This is a genomic window from Sphingomonas sp. ATCC 31555 (assembly GCF_000282895.1).
Taxonomy (GTDB): domain Bacteria; phylum Pseudomonadota; class Alphaproteobacteria; order Sphingomonadales; family Sphingomonadaceae; genus Sphingomonas.
In genome coordinates, this window is sequence record NZ_ALBQ01000017.1 from 25764 (window position 1) to 41862 (window position 16099).

19 protein-coding genes and 1 other RNA gene are annotated in these 16099 nt (G+C 65.3%); 12 read left to right on the forward strand and 8 right to left on the reverse strand.

Going from position 1 to position 16099, the window contains the following annotated elements:
* Positions 1-49: 49 nt before the first annotated feature.
* The 3 genes from B215_RS0109145 to B215_RS0109155 form a co-directional block, all read right to left on the reverse strand.
* Positions 50-307: a GlsB/YeaQ/YmgE family stress response membrane protein gene (locus tag B215_RS0109145; RefSeq protein ID WP_026009113.1), complete on the reverse strand. Its 258-nt coding sequence runs from the start codon at positions 305-307 to the stop codon at positions 50-52.
* 211 nt (positions 308-518) lie between these two features.
* Entirely contained in the window at positions 519-818 is a 300-nt protein-coding gene (sciP, locus tag B215_RS0109150; protein ID WP_019369349.1) for a CtrA inhibitor SciP, read from the reverse strand.
* A 102-nt stretch (positions 819-920) separates the two neighbouring features.
* Complete coding sequence (locus B215_RS0109155; protein ID WP_082664482.1) at positions 921-1100, reverse strand: hypothetical protein; 180 nt, start codon at positions 1098-1100, stop codon at positions 921-923.
* A gap of 206 nt (positions 1101-1306) precedes the next feature.
* Between B215_RS0109155 and mnmA the strand changes: the two genes are divergently transcribed.
* From mnmA to B215_RS0109185, 6 genes are all read left to right on the forward strand, one after another.
* On the forward strand, positions 1307-2404 hold the full coding sequence (mnmA, locus tag B215_RS0109160) for a tRNA 2-thiouridine(34) synthase MnmA (RefSeq protein WP_019369351.1): 1098 nt from the start codon (positions 1307-1309) through the stop codon (positions 2402-2404).
* A gap of 140 nt (positions 2405-2544) precedes the next feature.
* Positions 2545-3558 carry a phytanoyl-CoA dioxygenase family protein gene (locus tag B215_RS0109165; protein WP_026009115.1) on the forward strand — a complete coding sequence of 338 codons (1014 nt, stop codon included), beginning with the start codon at positions 2545-2547 and terminating at the stop codon, positions 3556-3558.
* A 133-nt stretch (positions 3559-3691) separates the two neighbouring features.
* The gene (locus B215_RS0109170) at positions 3692-4660 is read left to right on the forward strand and encodes a KpsF/GutQ family sugar-phosphate isomerase (protein WP_019369353.1); all 969 of its coding nucleotides are present in this window, start codon (positions 3692-3694) and stop codon (positions 4658-4660) included.
* A 10-nt stretch (positions 4661-4670) separates the two neighbouring features.
* Positions 4671-5471 (forward strand): 3-deoxy-manno-octulosonate cytidylyltransferase, encoded by an 801-nt coding sequence (locus B215_RS0109175; RefSeq protein ID WP_019369354.1) that lies wholly within the window; start codon positions 4671-4673, stop codon positions 5469-5471.
* 235 nt (positions 5472-5706) lie between these two features.
* Positions 5707-7110: a capsular polysaccharide export protein, LipB/KpsS family gene (locus B215_RS19920; protein WP_236704505.1), complete on the forward strand. Its 1404-nt coding sequence runs from the start codon at positions 5707-5709 to the stop codon at positions 7108-7110.
* A complete protein-coding gene (locus tag B215_RS0109185) occupies positions 7107-8360 on the forward strand; it encodes a capsule biosynthesis protein (RefSeq protein WP_019369356.1) in 1254 nt (417 codons plus the stop codon). Before B215_RS19920 ends, B215_RS0109185 begins: the two co-directional genes overlap by 4 nt.
* 15 nt (positions 8361-8375) lie before the next feature.
* Here B215_RS0109185 and B215_RS0109190 read toward each other — a convergent pair whose 3' ends face one another.
* Positions 8376-9062, reverse strand: a complete 687-nt coding sequence (locus B215_RS0109190) for a fatty acid desaturase CarF family protein (protein WP_019369357.1) — start codon at positions 9060-9062, stop codon at positions 8376-8378.
* 200 nt (positions 9063-9262) lie between these two features.
* Between B215_RS0109190 and B215_RS0109195 the strand changes: the two genes are divergently transcribed.
* Entirely contained in the window at positions 9263-10414 is a 1152-nt protein-coding gene (locus tag B215_RS0109195) for a glycosyltransferase family 4 protein (RefSeq protein ID WP_019369358.1), read from the forward strand.
* Between the two features lie 68 nt (positions 10415-10482).
* Here the strand turns inward: B215_RS0109195 and ssrA are convergent.
* Positions 10483-10828: a transfer-messenger RNA gene (gene ssrA / locus B215_RS20860) on the reverse strand.
* A 58-nt stretch (positions 10829-10886) separates the two neighbouring features.
* Between ssrA and B215_RS0109200 the strand changes: the two genes are divergently transcribed.
* Positions 10887-11318: an RrF2 family transcriptional regulator gene (locus B215_RS0109200; protein ID WP_019369359.1), complete on the forward strand. Its 432-nt coding sequence runs from the start codon at positions 10887-10889 to the stop codon at positions 11316-11318.
* Here B215_RS0109200 and mscL read toward each other — a convergent pair.
* A complete protein-coding gene (gene mscL, locus B215_RS0109205) occupies positions 11315-11773 on the reverse strand; it encodes a large conductance mechanosensitive channel protein MscL (protein WP_019369360.1) in 459 nt (152 codons plus the stop codon). The genes B215_RS0109200 and mscL overlap by 4 nt on opposite strands.
* Positions 11774-11918: 145 nt before the next feature.
* On the opposite strand from mscL, the gene B215_RS0109210 reads away from it, so the two are divergent.
* The 4 genes from B215_RS0109210 to B215_RS0109225 are packed head-to-tail and all read left to right on the forward strand — an operon-like array spanning position 11919 to position 14615.
* A complete protein-coding gene (locus B215_RS0109210) occupies positions 11919-12509 on the forward strand; it encodes a LemA family protein (protein WP_019369361.1) in 591 nt (196 codons plus the stop codon).
* Positions 12510-12532: 23 nt separating this feature from the next.
* A complete protein-coding gene (locus B215_RS0109215) occupies positions 12533-13402 on the forward strand; it encodes a TPM domain-containing protein (RefSeq protein ID WP_019369362.1) in 870 nt (289 codons plus the stop codon).
* Positions 13403-13404: 2 nt separating this feature from the next.
* Positions 13405-14076: a TPM domain-containing protein gene (locus tag B215_RS0109220; protein WP_019369363.1), complete on the forward strand. Its 672-nt coding sequence runs from the start codon at positions 13405-13407 to the stop codon at positions 14074-14076.
* Positions 14077-14087: 11 nt separating this feature from the next.
* Positions 14088-14615 (forward strand): NUDIX hydrolase, encoded by a 528-nt coding sequence (locus B215_RS0109225; protein ID WP_019369364.1) that lies wholly within the window; start codon positions 14088-14090, stop codon positions 14613-14615.
* A 188-nt stretch (positions 14616-14803) separates the two neighbouring features.
* On the opposite strand, the gene B215_RS0109230 is transcribed toward B215_RS0109225, so the two are convergent.
* Both B215_RS0109230 and B215_RS0109235 read right to left on the reverse strand, forming a co-directional pair.
* The gene (locus tag B215_RS0109230; RefSeq protein ID WP_019369365.1) at positions 14804-15085 is read right to left on the reverse strand and encodes an ETC complex I subunit; all 282 of its coding nucleotides are present in this window, start codon (positions 15083-15085) and stop codon (positions 14804-14806) included.
* Positions 15086-15096: 11 nt separating this feature from the next.
* The coding region (locus B215_RS0109235) for an ATP-dependent helicase C-terminal domain-containing protein (RefSeq protein ID WP_019369366.1) at positions 15097-16099 on the reverse strand (1003 nt) is incomplete at its 5' end.

Below are 16099 nucleotides of genomic sequence, written 5' to 3' on the forward strand. Positions count from 1 at the left end.
AAAGGGCCGCCCCCATGGGGGCGGCCCTTTTTGATAGTCGCGTTCGTGCTTAGCGCACTGCGCCACGACGAACCAGGTTGACGATCGCGAGCAGGATGACAGCACCCAGCAGCGACACCAGGAACGTCATCGGGGTGATGACACCGCTGTTGATGTTCCCGCCGAAAAGCAGGCCGCCGATGAAGGCGCCCACGATGCCGACGACGATGTTCAGGAAGATACCCTGCTGGGCATCGGTCCGCATGATGATGCTGGCAAGCCAACCGACGACGCCGCCGATGACGAGCCAAATGAGAAAACCTACCATTCGTCCCTCCTTTACTTGCCCGGCGTCCCGGGCGACATGGAGGAAATCAATCAATGCCACAGTTTGTTCCGGAAGCATATTTTCGCGGATCGGCGGAACCGGAATGCAGGCAGCCAACATGGCAAGGCGGCCGAAACGAAGTGGCATGAAGTTGCCATACGACGGGCAACGATGTGGCGGCGCTCCCCCTGCCGAGCGCGCGCCAGGATCTTCAGAATTTCTGCTGCCGCTCGTACAGTGATCGATAGTGCTGGATCCGCGTGACGCGCAGACCGGGCATGCCGGATCGATCGATCGCCCGCTGCCATCCGGCGAATTCCTCCACCGTAAGGCCGTAACGCTCGCACACCTCGTCGACGGTCAGCAATCCCCCGTTCACCGCGGCGACGACTTCCGCCTTGCGGCGCACCACCCAGCGGGTAGTCTCCGGCGGCGGCAGCGTCTCCAGCGTCAGCGGTTCGCCGAGCGGACCGATAACCTTGGCGGGACGGATCTTCTGGTTCTCAATCATCTACCAACCTCTTCGGGGCGAGGCCCTCGTTACGCAAACACGGCAGAGACTGTTACGCATCCGCCTTGAACATCGGCTAAAATGGCAAGGTAAACACGCACTTCACTCTTCCCGCCACCGGCTGAGCGCCGCCGCCGCTGCATGGTGGAAGGCACCATGGGCAGGGGCGAGCAGCGCCGCGCGCGGCATCGGCATAGAAAGGCGCGTCTGGATGCGCGCGGTGGGGCTTGCCGCCTGCCGCGTGGCAATGCCGACCAGCAGCACCGCGAGCCCGATGGGCATCGCGGCGGCCGCAGGATCGCTAGCCAAACGGGCAAAACTCAAATCCACCAACGCATTCCAGTTCGCTCTGTCTACAATGGGCGTGTACGCCAACAGTGCTGAAGGGCGGGTAAAAGCCGTGGGAACGGTAGCTTAACCTGGGTTCCCGAAGGCTTTCCACCCGCACCGGGTAGCGTCCGCATCGGGAAAACCCTATTTGGCCGCGCATGAACCTAGGTGATTTCCAGCTGCCCGAGCCGCTATCGGCGCGCAGAATCGTCGTTGCCATGTCGGGCGGCGTCGATTCTTCGGTCGTGGCCGCGCTCGCCGCGCGCAGCGGCGCGGAGACGATCGGCATCACGCTGCAGCTCTATGATCATGGCGAAGCGGTGGGGCGTGCCGGCAGTTGCTGCGCCGGCCGCGACATCCGCGACGCCCGTGCCGTATGCGACAAGCTGGGCATTGCCCATTACGTGTTCGATCACGCCAGCAGCTTCCGCACCAACGTGATTGACGATTTCGCGGACGAATATCTCGCCGGCCGCACCCCAATCCCCTGCGTCAAATGCAATATGGGACCGAAGTTCACAGATCTTTTCGCGCTCGCCCGCGATCTGGGCGCAGACTGCCTGGCGACCGGCCATTATGTCCGCCGCGTGGTCGGCACCGAGGGTTCAGAACTGCACCGCGCGGCCGATCCGGCGCGAGACCAGAGCTATTTCCTTTTTGCGACGACGGCAGCACAGCTAGACTACCTGCGATTCCCGCTTGGCGGCCTGCCCAAGCCGGCCGTTCGCACCCTGGCCGCCGATCTGGGCCTGGCCGTGGCGGGCAAGCCCGACAGCCAGGACATCTGCTTCGTGCCCGACGGCGATTACGCGTCGCTGGTAAAGAAGCTGCGGCCGGAGGCGGAGGACGGCGGCGACATCGTCGACGAGACAGGCCGCAAGCTGGGCGAGCATCGGGGACTGATTCATTTCACCGTGGGCCAGCGCCGCGGGCTGGAGATCGGTGGAGCCGCCGAACCTTATTATGTGCTACGGCTAGATGCGGCGACCCAGCAGGTGGTCGTAGGGCCGCGGCGGGCCCTGGCGGTTGCGGCAGCGCGACTGGAAGGCGTGAACTGGCTGGGAGGCGCGTACCGCGGCCCGATGCGCGCCAAGGTCCGCAGCCTTGCCAAGCCGATACCAGCCCGTTTCGACGGGAAGCGCGTGGTTTTTGACACGCCTGAATATGGCGTTGCTCCTGGTCAGGCGGCGGTGCTGTATGCCGAGGATCGCGTGCTCGGCGGCGGGTGGATCGCACAGACCGAACGGGCCGAATAGCGGCACGGCGAAGGCACAGGCCCATACGGCCCATGCCTTTCCAAAGACTTGACGATACGCACATAATCACAGAAGCGCAGTCGCCTGCTGGGGCTGCGTGTTTGCGCGACCGGCCATGCTGTGTTCGAGCGAGACCGTATATGCACTCCCTTTTGGCGGCGCCATTCTGGCTCGCTCAACTTGCAACGGGCGCAAAATCCTTTCGCGACAACCCGCTGATCGGCTCGCATCGCCTGAATGCCATGGGGCTGCACGCCGCCCGCGTTCGCATCGCCCACCACCTCGCTTGGCTGCGCCGCCGGCGCCTGGCGGCGGGCGTCGATGCGGAGCAAAGGGCGGCATTTGATCGGGACGGCTTCGTCCTGGTTCCCGATTTTCTTCCCGCTGCGCTGTTCGAGCAGTTGCGGGAACGCATCCTGCAGCAGCGCTTCGAGACACGCGAGATGCGCCAAGGCGACACGATCACCCGCCGAGTAGCGATCGGGCCTTCCTTTCTCCGCAGCGTACCCGAAGTACGCGCACTAATCCGGGATCATCGATTCGCCGGGCTGTGCCGCTATGTCGGCAGTTTTCGCAGCGAACCGCTTCATTATGTGCAGACCATCGTTACCGAATGCGATCCCGGTGATCCCGATCCGCAGACGCGGCTGCACGCCGACACCTTTCATCCGACGGTAAAAGCCTGGTTCTTCCTCAACGATGTCGAGGAAGCCGACGGGCCCTTTTCCTATGTGTCCGGCTCCCATCGCCTGACAGCCGAGCGACTGGAATGGGAGCACCGCCGTAGCCTGGAGGTGGGCCGAAGCGACGACTTCCTGTCCGCACGCGGATCGCTTCGGATCGGCGCGGAGGAACTGGCAGGCCTCAAGCTGCCGCCGCCCCAATCCTTCCCGGTTAAGGCCAATACCCTTGTGGTGGCGGATACCTGCGGATTCCATGCCCGGGTGGCGGCCAGCCGGCCAAGCCGCCGTCTCGAACTCTGGTCGTTCGGACGGCGCAATCCGTTCCTGCCTTGGGCGGGCGGCGATCTGCTGAGTATGCCCGGCATCGCCGAACGCCGGATAGAAGCGATGTGGTCAGCCCGCGACCGACTCCAGAAGTGGATGGGGCAACCGTGGCAAACAAGCGGCAGTAAGAGGGTATTCGACGATTGATCTCGTCGGCAAGTCTTGCGCTCGGCCGTGATGCCTGCAAGAAGCGGGCCGGAATTTATTGGATTTCAGTGTAGTTGATCGGGACGCCCTTGCGGCGTTCGTCACGCACGAGTGGGGAAGTGCGGAGAACGGAATGCGTGTATTGAGCGTAGAATCGATCATCGAGGCGGGCGCGGCGGTTATCCGCCAAGAAGCGGAAGCGCTGGTCCTGCTCGCCGACGAACTCGATCTACAGTTCGCCAAGGCGGTCGACCTGCTAGTGCGCGCACCGGGCCGAGTCGTTCTGGTCGGCATGGGCAAGTCGGGGCACATCGCCCGCAAGATCGCGGCAACGCTTTCCGCCACCGGCAGCGCCGCCTATTTTCTCCACCCGGGAGAAGCCTCGCATGGCGACCTTGGCGTGCTGCGCGAGGGCGATCTGCTGCTGGTCCTGTCCAATTCGGGCCAGACGCCGGAGATCACGGCGGTGCTTTCCCACGCGGAGCGCCTGAACGTGCCGGTGATAGGGATCACGGCGGGCGCGGAATCGATGCTGGCGCGGCGGGCGAACATCACCCTGTTGCTGCCCGGCTGCAGTGAAGCCTGCCCGGAAGGCGTTGCTCCCACTACATCGACGACGATGATGCTCGCGCTCGGCGACGCACTTGCCGTCTCTGCGATGCGCAAACGTGGCGTCTCGCGGACAGAACTGGCCCGCTGGCATCCCGGAGGACGAATCGGCTGGGGCCTGCAAACAATCGAAGCATTTATCGGCCGCAACGAGGCGCTCCCGCTAGTCCGACCGGAAACCAGCGCGCGCGATGTCGTGCTGGAGATGACGTCGTGCGGCAAGGGCATTGCCGGCGTGGTTGATGCGGACGGCGATCTGGTGGGCGTGATAACCGATGGCGACTTGCGGCGCGCGTTCGACCGAATGCTGATCGCGGTCGCTGGCGAGATCATGTCACGCGATCCGGTCACCATTGCCAAAGGCGCTTCGATCGACGATGCCATCGAGCGCATGCAGGAGAACAAGATCACTGTGCTGTTCGTGATGGAGACCGAGACGTCGCGCCGCCCTTGGGGGCTTCTGCATATCCACGATCTTCGCCTGAACGCTTGAAGCCGGTTCAATGGGGCGCGGCATCCTCGTCATTCCGGCCCGCTACGCGTCGTCGCGCTATCCGGGGAAGCCGCTTGCGCCGATCCGTGGCGCTATGGGCGCCTCGCAGTCGCTGATCGCGCGCAGCATTGCGGCTGCGCGATCCGCGCAGCTGGCGCTGCCGTTGTACGTGGCAACCGATGACGCCCGCATTGCAGACGCGGTGACGGCGCTCGGCGAGCAGGCCGTCATGACGCCGGACACCTGCGCGAACGGCACCGAGCGGGTCGCCGCAGCGGTCGAGGCGCTGGGGATAGCGCCTGATTTCGCCATCAATTTTCAAGGCGACGCGCTGCTGACACCGCCAGAGTTCGTCGCCGCCCTGGCCAACTGGATGGAAACCCATCCCGATTGCAAAGTCGCCACCGTTGCCGTGCGCTGTTCCGCAACCGTGTACGCGCATCTGGTGATCGATCAGGCAGCGGGCCGTAGCGGCGGAACGACCGTCGTTGTCGATGCGCAGGGACGGGCGTTGTATTTCTCGAAGCGGGTACTGCCGTTCCTGCCAGAGCCGCCGTACGACGGATCGATCCCGGTGCTGCTGCATCTCGGTCTCTATGCCTATCGACCGGAGGCGCTGCAGCGCTATGGTAGCCTGCCGCCCTCTCCGGCGGAACTCGCGGAGGGGCTCGAGCAGCTGCGATTCCTGCATCACGGCATCCCGGTCGATGTCGTCGTTATGGATGCACCGGCCTGGGATCCGATCGAATTCAATAATCCCACCGATCTGGCGCCGATCGAAGCAATCCTGATGGCGCGCGGAGTCGCCTGACATGATAACCTCGCGGCAGGAACCCATGCCGTTCCTGCGCATCCCTCCCTTCCCCCGGTCGCGTCCGGTGCGGATCGTGGACGTGGCGGACCGATCCGCATCCGACGATGTCGCATACGTCGCGGCGCGGCTTCGCAGCGATCGTGTCGGAGGCGCCTTCTGGGGGGCGCAGCCCGAACTTCCCGCAGGTTGCGATATCCTGCTCGCGCCCGCATCCGCAGCGCAGGGCAACGCGATGGTGCAGGCGCTGCCCGCCGAGCAGCGCGCGCGTGCGCTGGCGTTGGGCCGGGTCGGCCATGGCATTGCAGCGCTTGCACAACGCCGACCCATCGATCCCTGGTGGCTGGCCGAACGAGCCGCCAGCATCCTGGTGGACGCGAACGATGAACTGGCATTGGTCGCGGCGCTCGTCGGCTGCGACGTCCGGTTGTTCGGAACTGGCCGCTTTGCCGGCATTGATACTCCCGAGGGACTTCATCGCGCCCTTCATGCCGAACTGCTCGCCAACCGCACCTATCGCGATCCGTTCACCGGCGCGTCGTGCGGGATCGGGGCAGTCCTTTCGCTGCTGTCGGACTGGCGGCGGTTGATCGACAGCAATCGTAGTATCGGTCAGGTCCTCGGCGTGGCCGGATGGAAGCGGGAAACGGTCGAAGCGCTGCTATGGGATGGCGGCGTGGGGCCGTCCTATCGCCTATCTGCCAGTGCCCGGGGCGCCACCGTGCTGTGGCGCGCGCGGGTACCCGCGTCGGTGCAGCGCCGGATCGAGCGCCGGGCGGCACCGGTCGCCGAACTCGAAGACGGTTTTCTGCGTTCGGCCGGCCTAGGGGCGAACTGCGTGCCGCCGCTGTCGATCGCCATTGACTTCCAAGGCATTCATTTCGATCCCGCGATGCCCAGCGACCTTGAAACGCTGCTTGAGACGGCGGTGTTCGAAGCACCGTTGCTGGACCGGGCATCCGCCTTGATCGAACGCATTGTCAACGCTGGGCTGAGCAAATATGGTCGCGGCGGCCAGCGCCTGAGGCCGCCAGGAGGCGCCAGGCGGCATGTCCTCGTCACCGGGCAGGTCGAGGATGATCGGTCGGTCATGACGGGTGGCGGCGGCAAGACCAACCTGGACCTGCTGCAAGCCGCCCGCGCCGCCGAGCCCGATGCGTACCTGATCTACAAACCCCACCCGGATGTTGAGGCCGGCCACCGCAAAGGTGCGATCGACGACGGCCTCGCCGCGCACTATGCCGATCGCATTGAACGGCAGGCGCCAATTTCGAGCCTTCTGGAAATCGCCGATGCGGTGCACGTACTGACGTCGCTCGCGGGGTTCGAGGCCCTCTTGCGCCAGAAAAAGGTCGTGACCCACGGCGTGCCCTTCTATGCCGGCTGGGGCCTGACGACGGATCTCGGGCCGGTGCCTTCTCGCCGCAACAGACGGCGGACTTTGCTCGAATTGGTGGCGGCGGCGCTGATCGTCTATCCGCGTTATCTTGATCCCGTAACGCGGCTGCCATGCGATGTTGAAATACTTGTCGCCAGGATGATCGCCGATGAGACCGGCGAGCCGACGCAGTTAGAACGATTGCGCACGGCGCAAGGCAAGGTTAGACGGTGGCTTGTCCGTATCGGATCGGGTTTATGAAACACATCCATCGCACAAGGCGGTCCTTTCTGTTCCTGCAAGGTCCGCCTGGGCCGTTCTTCTGGCAACTGGGCCAGAAGATCGCATCGCATGGATCATCGGTGTACCGAATCAATCTGAACGGCGGCGACACTTATGACTGGCCCGGCGAGGCTACGGATTATCGGGGTCGCGCCAGTAGCTGGCCGATTTTCTTCAATCGTTTCCTTCGCGAGCACGCGATCACCGATCTCGTACTATATGGCGATTGCCGGCCCCTGCATCTTGCCGCACATCAGCTGGCAAAGCTTCGCGGCGTGGCCATCCACGTGTTCGAGGAAGGTTATATCCGACCCGATTGGATGACGCTCGAGCCGGACGGCGTGAACGGTCATTCGACGCTCAACCGCGATCCGGCAGCCCTGCGGGAAGCCGCACGCACGCTGCCAGCGGTACCCGATCTGCCCTCGATCACCGCCAGCTTCAGCCGGCGGGCGCGGGATTCCTATTGGTACTATCATCGGGTCGTCACCGGGCGCCTGCGCTTCCCCTTCTACAGGTCGCACCGTAGAGGCGTGATCGTCTTGGAAGGCTTTGGCTGGATGCGAAAATTCGCGCTCGCTCGCCTGCGATCGGTGCAAGCGGGGCAAACGCTCTCCAAGCTGGCGGACAAATCTTTCTACCTCTTCCCGCTCCAGCTCACCGGCGACTATCAGATCCGCGAGCATTCGCCCTTTGGCACGATGTACACGGCGGCCGATTATGTGCTCGACAGTTTTGCGCATCGCGCGCCGGCCCATACGCATTTGCTGGTGAAGGAACACCCGCTTGACTGCGGTTTCCACAACTGGCGCCGATTCCTACAGAGCCGCGCCCGCGCGCTGGGCATCGAAGATCGCGTACACCATATCGATGGTGGCGAACTCGCGGTACTTGCTCGACGGGCCAAGGGAATGGTGTGCGTGAACAGCACCTCGGGCACGCTGGCGCTCACCGCTGGCAAGCCGGTGATTGTGCTGGGCGAAGCGATCTACGACGTGCCCGGCATCACGCATCAAGGACATCTCGACGAGTTCTGGGAAGCGCCGGCCGCGCCGGACATGGAGTTGTTCGATGCTTTCCGCCGCGTACTGCACCAGCATTGCCTGGTCCGCGGCGGATTGGCGAGCGAGTCTGCCACCGAAACGCTGATCGACAACAGCTTTCAACGGCTGATGGGAGACCCGCAGCACGCGATTCCGGATTTCGAGAAGATCTCGATTATCGCCTGACGCCTCCAGCGCAGATCAGGCCCCGGGCTCCAGCCCGGCATCATCCAGCATTCCACGCCGCCGCAAGGCAAGGAACAGCCGGTTCACCAGCGGGTTGGACCACCCACAATTCGTGGCAAAGTCCCGCTGCAGCGTATCATGATGCAACTGGTGCGCCGCCGGTGTCATCAGCAGCCTGCACCGCCGCAGCGCATTGACAATCCACGGATTGCGCTCGCGGTGAAGAGCTCCATGGAAATATTGCGCAAACGCCCCTCCGACAATCAGCGCAACGCCCGCCGCTGCCGCCCAGCCAGGCGCAACACCGCTGTACGCCGCCGCGTTCAGCAGTAACGAGAACGGCAGGGCCGCAAGAATCACGGTGCTACCGATCAGGCGCCAAAGGTCGCGCCGGCCTAGAGCATCCGGTCGCGGGTGATGGTTCTTAAAGTCATAGACCAGCCGATCCAGCGGACCGACCTTGCCCATGCGCTCCCGCCAGAGCGCTTTGTACGCATCTGATTCACGCGACCCTGCATAGAAGTACAAGGCGTCTAGGCCCTTGCCCGCCGGGCAGGGCCGGTAATCCATGTACATATGGACCAAGCCCGATGCGAGATCGGCGACATACCAGCCGGCCAGCAGCGCGGGGATTACCCACCAACTCGGGTTCAGCAACACGGCCATCACGTTCGCTGCCAGGGACAGGAGGAACAACGGCATCAGAATTCGTCTTGCCATCACCGGCCCCACACTACGCCGCCGACGGGGCGGCTTGTCTCACAAATCGTCCTAGCTAGTGCATCGCCCCGCAGCAACGGCTTGATTTGTCTTGCGAGCGGGCGCAATCCGCCCAGCGACCGTGACCTTTATTATCAACTGCTCTCTCCGATCAACCTAAGGCGGACAAAGTTCCAGCAACGATGCCGCGCGATCTCCTCATCGATGTCAGCCGTCTCATCTGGCGGACCTGGACGGGCCGGCTCCCTACCGGCGTCGATCGCGTTTGCCTCGCCTATGTCGAGCAATTCGCCGCGCGTGCGCAGGCAGTTGTCCAGCGCGGGAATCTACGCCAGATCCTCACGCCTGCACTGTCGGATGCGATATTTCGCCTGATTCGGGAAGGCGGACCGCAGTTCCGCACTCGAGCACCGCGCCTGGCAATGCGTGCGGTGGTAGCGCAGCGGGGCGGCCAATGGGGTGGCGATCGGCTCTACCTGAATGTCGGCCACACCGGGCTGGACGCCAGCGGCCTCGTCACCTGGGCACAACGCGCCCAGGTTCGGCCGGTCTATCTCATCCATGATCTCATCCCGCTGACGCATCCTGAGTTTTGTCGGGTGGGGGAAGATATTCGTCATAATCGTCGTATGGCCAATGCCCTGACGAGCGCGACCGGCATCATCGGCAACTCCCAGGCGACGCTCGACCTTTTCGCCGCTTTTGCCGAGGCACAGGGAAAGCCCTGTCCGCCCATGCTGCCGGCGCTGCTGGGCGGACATCCGCTGCCGGCCGACGCACCGCCGATCGCACTCGATCGCCCCTATTTCGTCACGCTCGGCACGATCGAGGGCCGCAAGAACCATGTGTTGCTGCTGCAGCTGTGGCGCCGGCTGATCACGCACAATGCCGCCGCCTGCCCGAAGCTGGTCATCATCGGCCAGCGCGGCTGGGAGGCGCAGACGGCGCTGGCGATGCTCGACCGGCTGCCATTGCTTGCCGGCCATGTGCAGGTGATCGAGGATTGCGGCGATGCGGCGCTTGCCGGCTATCTGCGCGGCGCGCGTGCGCTGCTGATGCCGAGCTTCACCGAAGGCTATGGCCTGCCCATAGTGGAGGCGCTGGGCGTCGGCACGCCGGTGGTGGCGAGCGACCTGCCGGTATTTCGCGAACTTGCCGGCGATCTGCCGATCTATTGCGACCCGCTCGACGGCACCGCCTGGCTGGCGGCGATCGCCCATCATCTGCAGGAAGGCGAGATCCGACAGGCGCAGCTAGCGCGGGTACGGAACTACACGATGCCCAGCTGGGAAGCGCATTTCGCTGCCGTAGAGCCCTGGCTGGCGACGCTCTGATCGACCTCACGGCGCGCTGATCGAAACGGTCCAGGGGGTTCTGTTGCCCGGCCCCCCTGGCGGCCGCTGGAATCCACTTCTGTTGCCCGGTGTGGCCCGACCGCGCATTTTAGAATAACCTTAGGCCGTTAAGCCGTGAGGTTACGCCGCAATAGCGAGTGCTTCGTTATCGTTGGCACTTGTGTAATGGGCCGTTGCGGTGGTCCCATTCCGAGCGAAGACAGCGCTTTTCAATACACGTCGATCCTGGTTCGGCCCCGTCAGAAACGGTGTCCAGATACACCACCGGTTATGGTGGAGCCGCCGGGTACTGCCCCCGGGTCCGCTGCATCTATTATACGCCATTGTTTATCGCCATAGCCGGGCGAACCCGGCAACGACCCATATAAGCGATCCGCGCTTAATGAAAAGGTCAGGTAACAAGGATTATCGCCTTCACACGGCCCAATTCGGTTGGCATGGAGAGTGCATCATGTTGACGCAGCGTTCCCGCTATGCGCTCCGCGCAATGCTCTTCCTTGCCGAACAGCCGATCACCGGCGCACCCGTGCCGATGAACCGCATCGCAAGCGAAGCCAATGTGCCGCGCAAGTTCCTGGAACTGATTCTTGCCGATCTGCGGGAAGCAGGGTTTCTGCTCTCCACGCGCGGCAAGATGGGCGGCTATCGGCTCGCCCGCCCCTCGCACCTTATTTCACTGGGCGAGATCATCCGCGTGATTGAGGGGCCGTTGGCGCTCGTCCCCTGCGTCAGCCGTACCGCCTATCGCCCCTGCAACGACTGCAAGGATGAAGCGGCCTGCGCGATCCGCCAGGCGATGGCCCGTGTGCGCGATGAAACCGCGCGGATCCTGGACGGCACCAGCCTGGCCGATGCCGTGGCCGAGGATCTGGCGGCCGCCTAAGCGGCGCCGTTGCGCTTCTTCAGTTCGTCGAGAATCTCGCGCAGCAGCACCACATCGGCCGGATCGGCAGCAGGCGGCCCCTCCCCTGCGGCCTTGTCACGCTCTGCGGTCGCGAGCAACCTGTTGACCGAGCGCACCAGCAGGAAGACGATGAAGGCGAGGATGAGGAAGTTGATCACCACGGTGATGAACTGCCCGAACCCGAACAGCGGCACGCCGGCGGCCTTCAGCGCCGCATAGCTGGTGGTGGAGCCGGTATAGCCCTCCGGGAGCGCGCCCAGCCGGATGAAGTAGCCGGAAAAATCGACGCCGCCGAAGATCGCGCCGACCACCGGCATGATGATGTCGTCGGTCAGCGACTTGGTGATCGTGCCGAACGCCGCGCCGATGATGACGCCGACGGCGAGATCGAGCACATTGCCGCGCGCGATGAACGTTCTGAATTCCTTCAACATTCCTCGTTTCTCCCGTTCCGTGCCGCAGCATGATGGCGGAATCCGCTGTCAATCGCCAACCCCGGGCGTTCGATTTCCCTTCCGCTGACCGGTGTCGCTACCATATAAGACACTTCGATCGATGGGATTTGGAGGAACCTTGCCCATGAAGTTTCATACCGCACTGGTGCCGGTGGCAGCGCTTTCGCTCTCGGCCTGCGGGCTCAACAGCGTCCCCACCGCCGAGGAGAATGCCAAGGCCAAATGGGCGGACGTGCAGGCGCAGTATCAGCGCCGCGCCGACCTGGTCCCGAACCTGGTCGCGACGGTGAAAGGCGCCGCCGCGTCCGAAGGCAAGATCCTGGCCGACGTGATGAATGCCCGCGCCAAGGCCACTTCAGTGCAGGTCAACGCCACGGACCTGACCGATCCGGCCAAGGTCCAGCAGTTCCAACAGGCGCAGCAGCAATTGGGCGGCTCGCTCTCGCGGCTGCTGGCGACGGTGGAAGCCTATCCGGACCTCAAGAGCCAGGGCAACTTCACCACGCTGATGAGCCAGCTGGAAGGCACCGAGAACCGGATCACCATCTCGATCCGCGACTATAACCAGGCCGTGCAGGATTATAACACGCGCATCCGCACCTTCCCCGACGCAGTGGGTGCGAAGGTGTTCTACGGCGCCAAGCCGATGACGCCATTCCAGGCCAAGGCGGGTGCGGATGTAGCCCCGACGGTGAACTTCGGGAATAGCAACTGACCCGTCCTTTTCCCGGAGCGTCGATGATGCGCGTACTGCGCTACGTGCTGCTGCTCGTCGCCCTGCTCGCCGGGGCGACGAGCGCGCTGGCCGATCCTAGCTTCCCCAAGCTGACCGGCCGGGTGGTGGACGACGCACATCTGCTCTCGCCCGAGCAAGTCGCGCAGCTTACCCAGCTTTCGGCCGAGGTGGAGCAGGCGTCGAGCCGGCAGCTGGTCGTCGCGACGATCCCGGACCTGCAGGGCTATGACATCGCCGATTACGGCTATCAGCTCGGCCGTGCCTGGCAGATCGGCCAGAAGGACGCGAATAACGGCATCCTGCTGATCGTTGCGCCGAACGAGCGCAAGGTGCGGATCGAGGTCGGCTATGGCCTCGAGCCGATCATGACCGACGCGCTGTCGAGCCAGATCATCAACCAGGCGATCGTACCCCGCTTCAAGGCCGGCGACATGGCCGGTGGCATCATGGCCGGCGCGCAGGCAATTGCCGAGCAGATGAAGCAGCCGCTGGAGGCGGCCGAGCAGAAGGCCAAGGCGGCGCAGGATGCCGCCGCCAAGGCCCCGCGCCGAAAGGGCGGCAGCAGCGGGCTGCCGATCGGGCTGCTGTTCTGGTTCATTCTGCTGATCGTCATCCTGATTCCCATGTTCGCCCGCTTCGGCGGCAAGCGCCGGCCGGGCCCCTGGGGCGCAAAGCGCTACCGCGGCGGCGGCGACAGCGGCGCACTGCCGATCATCCTCTGGACGATCGCGAGTGAAATCGGCCGGGCGGCAAGCCAGCATGATGACGACGATCGCGGCGGCGGCTGGGGCGGCGGCGGCGGTGGCGGCGGTGGCGGCTTCTCCGGCGGCGGCGGATCGTTCGGCGGCGGCGGGGCTTCGGGGAGCTGGTGAGGATGCGATTGACTGATCAGGACCGCGCCACGGTCGCGGCGGCCGTAGCGCGGGCAGAAGGCGGCACCAGCGGCGAGATCGTCACGGTGGTTGCCGGGCGTTCGGACGACTATGCCGATGTCGCGCTGCAATGGGCGGTGCTGACGATGCTGCTGGTGCTGGCGCTGCTCGCCTGGCAGCCCGCCCCGATCGAGTGGCTGCACAGCCGGATGATCGATCCCTGGGCGCAGACCGTGCCGGCGCATTGGTACCTCACCGCCGCGTTGGTGGTGAGCGCGCTCACCTTCCTGCTGGTGCGGGTGGTGCTCGCCAAGGACGCGCTGCGCATCGCGCTCGCGCCCGGATCGACCAAGACCCGGCGGGTCCATGCCCGCGCGCTGGCGCTGTTCCGCACCGCCGCCGAGAAGCGCACCACCGGCTCCACCGGCGTGCTGCTCTACCTCAGCCTCGCCGAGCATCGTGCCGAGATCCTGGCGGACTCGGCGATCCATTCGCGCGTCACACCCGAAGTGTGGGGGGCGGCGATGGCCGCCCTGCTCGGCCATGTGAAGGAAGGCCGGGTCGCCGAAGGCATGGCCGCGGCGGTGGCGCAGATCGGCATCGTACTTGCCGAGCATTTCCCGCGTGCCGCCGATGACGTGAACGAGCTTCCCGATCGCCTGATCGAACTCTAAGGCCTTTTTCCATGACCGACGAACCGATCGAGACCCCCTGGACGGGCAAGTGGATCACCGTGCGCCGCCAGGGCAAATGGGAATATGTCGCCCGTGCCCGCGGCATCCGCGCGGTGGTGATCGTCGCGATCGACGATCAGGACCGGGTGATCCTGGTCGACCAGTATCGCGTGCCGATGGGCCGCCGCTCGATTGAGCTGCCCGCCGGACTGGTGGGAGATACCGAGCAAGGTGACACGATCGAGGCCGCCGCGCGCCGCGAGCTGGAGGAAGAAGCCGGCTATGCCTGCGAGCGTGTCGAGGAACTGGGCGAGTATTTCGCCTCGCCCGGCATGGTCAGCGAAAGTTTCACGCTGGTGCGCGTGCATGGGCTGACCCGGGTCGGCGAAGGCGGCGGCGTCGACGGCGAGGACATCAACGTCCACCATGTGCCGCTGGCCGACCTGCCGGCGTTCATCGCCGACTGCCGCGCGCAAGGCATGGGCGTCGACGTGAAGATGCTGCTGCTGCTCAGCGGCGCGCTGCTGGGGAACGGCTGAGTCGCGTCTGAAGGCGCACGCCGGCCAAAACCTCCGCCGTACCCGCGCGGGCGGGGATCCATTGGTGGGCCTGTCACGGCTCGCCCCCAGCGTCCTGGCAAATGGATCCCCGCCTGCGCGGGGATGACGACTGGTGTAGATGCGCTGAGCCCGCCACTTCACCTGCTATGCAGGCGAAGCGTCCGCGATCAGCGAAAATTGTCGGCGTAGGCCTGCAGCTTGAGCTTGCGCTGCGGCGCCGGCACGACGTGATAGGCATAGCCTTCACGCTCGGCATATTCCTTTGCCGCTTCCAGCGTCGGAAAGCCGATGCGCACCTGATTGGCGGTCTCGCCGCCGCCGGCCCAGCCGGTCAGCGGATCGGGCCGCTGCGGCGTGTGCGGCTCGAACTCGAGAACCCAGTTGTCGGTCCGGGCGCGGCCGGACTGCATCGCGTTCTTGACGCGCTGATAGATGCGAGCGGACTTCATGGGGCCACCCTTTAGCGCGCCGCGCGCGCCCTTGCATCAGCGTTTTTCGTCCGTAGCGTTGCGGAGGCCGCCGCCGGGTCCTCGGGCCAGGGGTGGCGGGGGTAGCGGCCGCGCATTTCCTTGGCGACCGCCGCCCAGCTACCCTTCCAGAAGCCCGGCAGGTCGCGGGTGGTCTGGATCGGCCGGCCGGCGGGCGAAGGGAGGCTGAGCACCAGCGGCACGTTGCCGCCGATCATCGGATGCTCGGCGAGGCCGAACAGCGCCTGGACGCGCACTTCCACCGTGGGGCCGGCTTCGGCGGCATAGTCGATAGCGTGGGAGGAACCGGCGGGGGTCTCGAAGCGCGCAGGGGCGAGCCGGTCGAGCGTCTTCTGCCCATCCCAGCCGAGCAGATTCTGCAGCGCCTGGGTGAGCGATTCGGGGCTCACCGCGTCGAGCCGGCGCTTGCCTTCCAGCGCGGGCGGCAGCCACTCGTCGAGGGCGACGAGCAGGGCCTCGTCGGTCAGCGCCGCGATGCCGGCATAGGCGCCGCGGGTGCGGAGCGCCTGCGCGGTATCGGACCAGGGGAGCAGGTGGAGGCCATGGGTCCGCACGCCTTCGAGCAGTGCCGATTCGATTTCGGCGGGCGTGGCACCCGAGTCGCTGCCGCCGGACAGGCGCACGGCACCCAGGCGGCGTTCGCGCAGCGCTTCGATACGGCCGGTGGCGGGATCAAAGCTGACGGTGCGGCGCGTCTCGATGCGATCGGCAAACAGCGATTCAACCGTGGCGGCATCGATCGGCGCGGCCGAGAGGATGCGCGCGCCGGCGGCCATGCCCTGCGTCTCGGCGACGGCGAGCCAGTCGGCGCGGGCGAGCGGCGAGGCGGGGTCGAGCTTGAACCCGCGCCCGCCGACCGAGGCCCAGGTCTCGCCAGAGCCGTCGCGGCGTTTGGCGACGCGATCGGGGAAGGCGAGCGCGACGCAAAGGGCGACGTCTTCTCCCTGCGCTCCCCCTCCCGCGCGCGGGAGGGGG

Excerpts from the sequence above, each read along its gene's own strand:
- B215_RS0109145 (WP_026009113.1), bottom strand. The coding sequence starts at position 307 with ATGGTAGGTTTTCTCATTTGGCTCGTCATCGGCGGCGTCGTCGGTTGG.
- sciP (WP_019369349.1), bottom strand. The coding sequence starts at position 818 with ATGATTGAGAACCAGAAGATCCGTCCCGCCAAGGTTATCGGTCCGCTC.
- B215_RS0109155 (WP_082664482.1), bottom strand. The coding sequence starts at position 1,100 with ATGCCCATCGGGCTCGCGGTGCTGCTGGTCGGCATTGCCACGCGGCAG.
- mnmA (WP_019369351.1), top strand. The coding sequence starts at position 1,307 with ATGAACCTAGGTGATTTCCAGCTGCCCGAGCCGCTATCGGCGCGCAGA.
- B215_RS0109165 (WP_026009115.1), top strand. The coding sequence starts at position 2,545 with ATGCACTCCCTTTTGGCGGCGCCATTCTGGCTCGCTCAACTTGCAACG.
- B215_RS0109170 (WP_019369353.1), top strand. The coding sequence starts at position 3,692 with ATGCGTGTATTGAGCGTAGAATCGATCATCGAGGCGGGCGCGGCGGTT.
- B215_RS0109175 (WP_019369354.1), top strand. The coding sequence starts at position 4,671 with ATGGGGCGCGGCATCCTCGTCATTCCGGCCCGCTACGCGTCGTCGCGC.
- B215_RS19920 (WP_236704505.1), top strand. The coding sequence starts at position 5,707 with ATGGTGCAGGCGCTGCCCGCCGAGCAGCGCGCGCGTGCGCTGGCGTTG.
- B215_RS0109185 (WP_019369356.1), top strand. The coding sequence starts at position 7,107 with ATGAAACACATCCATCGCACAAGGCGGTCCTTTCTGTTCCTGCAAGGT.
- B215_RS0109190 (WP_019369357.1), bottom strand. The coding sequence starts at position 9,062 with ATGCCGTTGTTCCTCCTGTCCCTGGCAGCGAACGTGATGGCCGTGTTG.
- B215_RS0109195 (WP_019369358.1), top strand. The coding sequence starts at position 9,263 with ATGCCGCGCGATCTCCTCATCGATGTCAGCCGTCTCATCTGGCGGACC.
- B215_RS0109200 (WP_019369359.1), top strand. The coding sequence starts at position 10,887 with ATGTTGACGCAGCGTTCCCGCTATGCGCTCCGCGCAATGCTCTTCCTT.
- mscL (WP_019369360.1), bottom strand. The coding sequence starts at position 11,773 with ATGTTGAAGGAATTCAGAACGTTCATCGCGCGCGGCAATGTGCTCGAT.
- B215_RS0109210 (WP_019369361.1), top strand. The coding sequence starts at position 11,919 with ATGAAGTTTCATACCGCACTGGTGCCGGTGGCAGCGCTTTCGCTCTCG.
- B215_RS0109215 (WP_019369362.1), top strand. The coding sequence starts at position 12,533 with ATGATGCGCGTACTGCGCTACGTGCTGCTGCTCGTCGCCCTGCTCGCC.
- B215_RS0109220 (WP_019369363.1), top strand. The coding sequence starts at position 13,405 with ATGCGATTGACTGATCAGGACCGCGCCACGGTCGCGGCGGCCGTAGCG.
- B215_RS0109225 (WP_019369364.1), top strand. The coding sequence starts at position 14,088 with ATGACCGACGAACCGATCGAGACCCCCTGGACGGGCAAGTGGATCACC.
- B215_RS0109230 (WP_019369365.1), bottom strand. The coding sequence starts at position 15,085 with ATGAAGTCCGCTCGCATCTATCAGCGCGTCAAGAACGCGATGCAGTCC.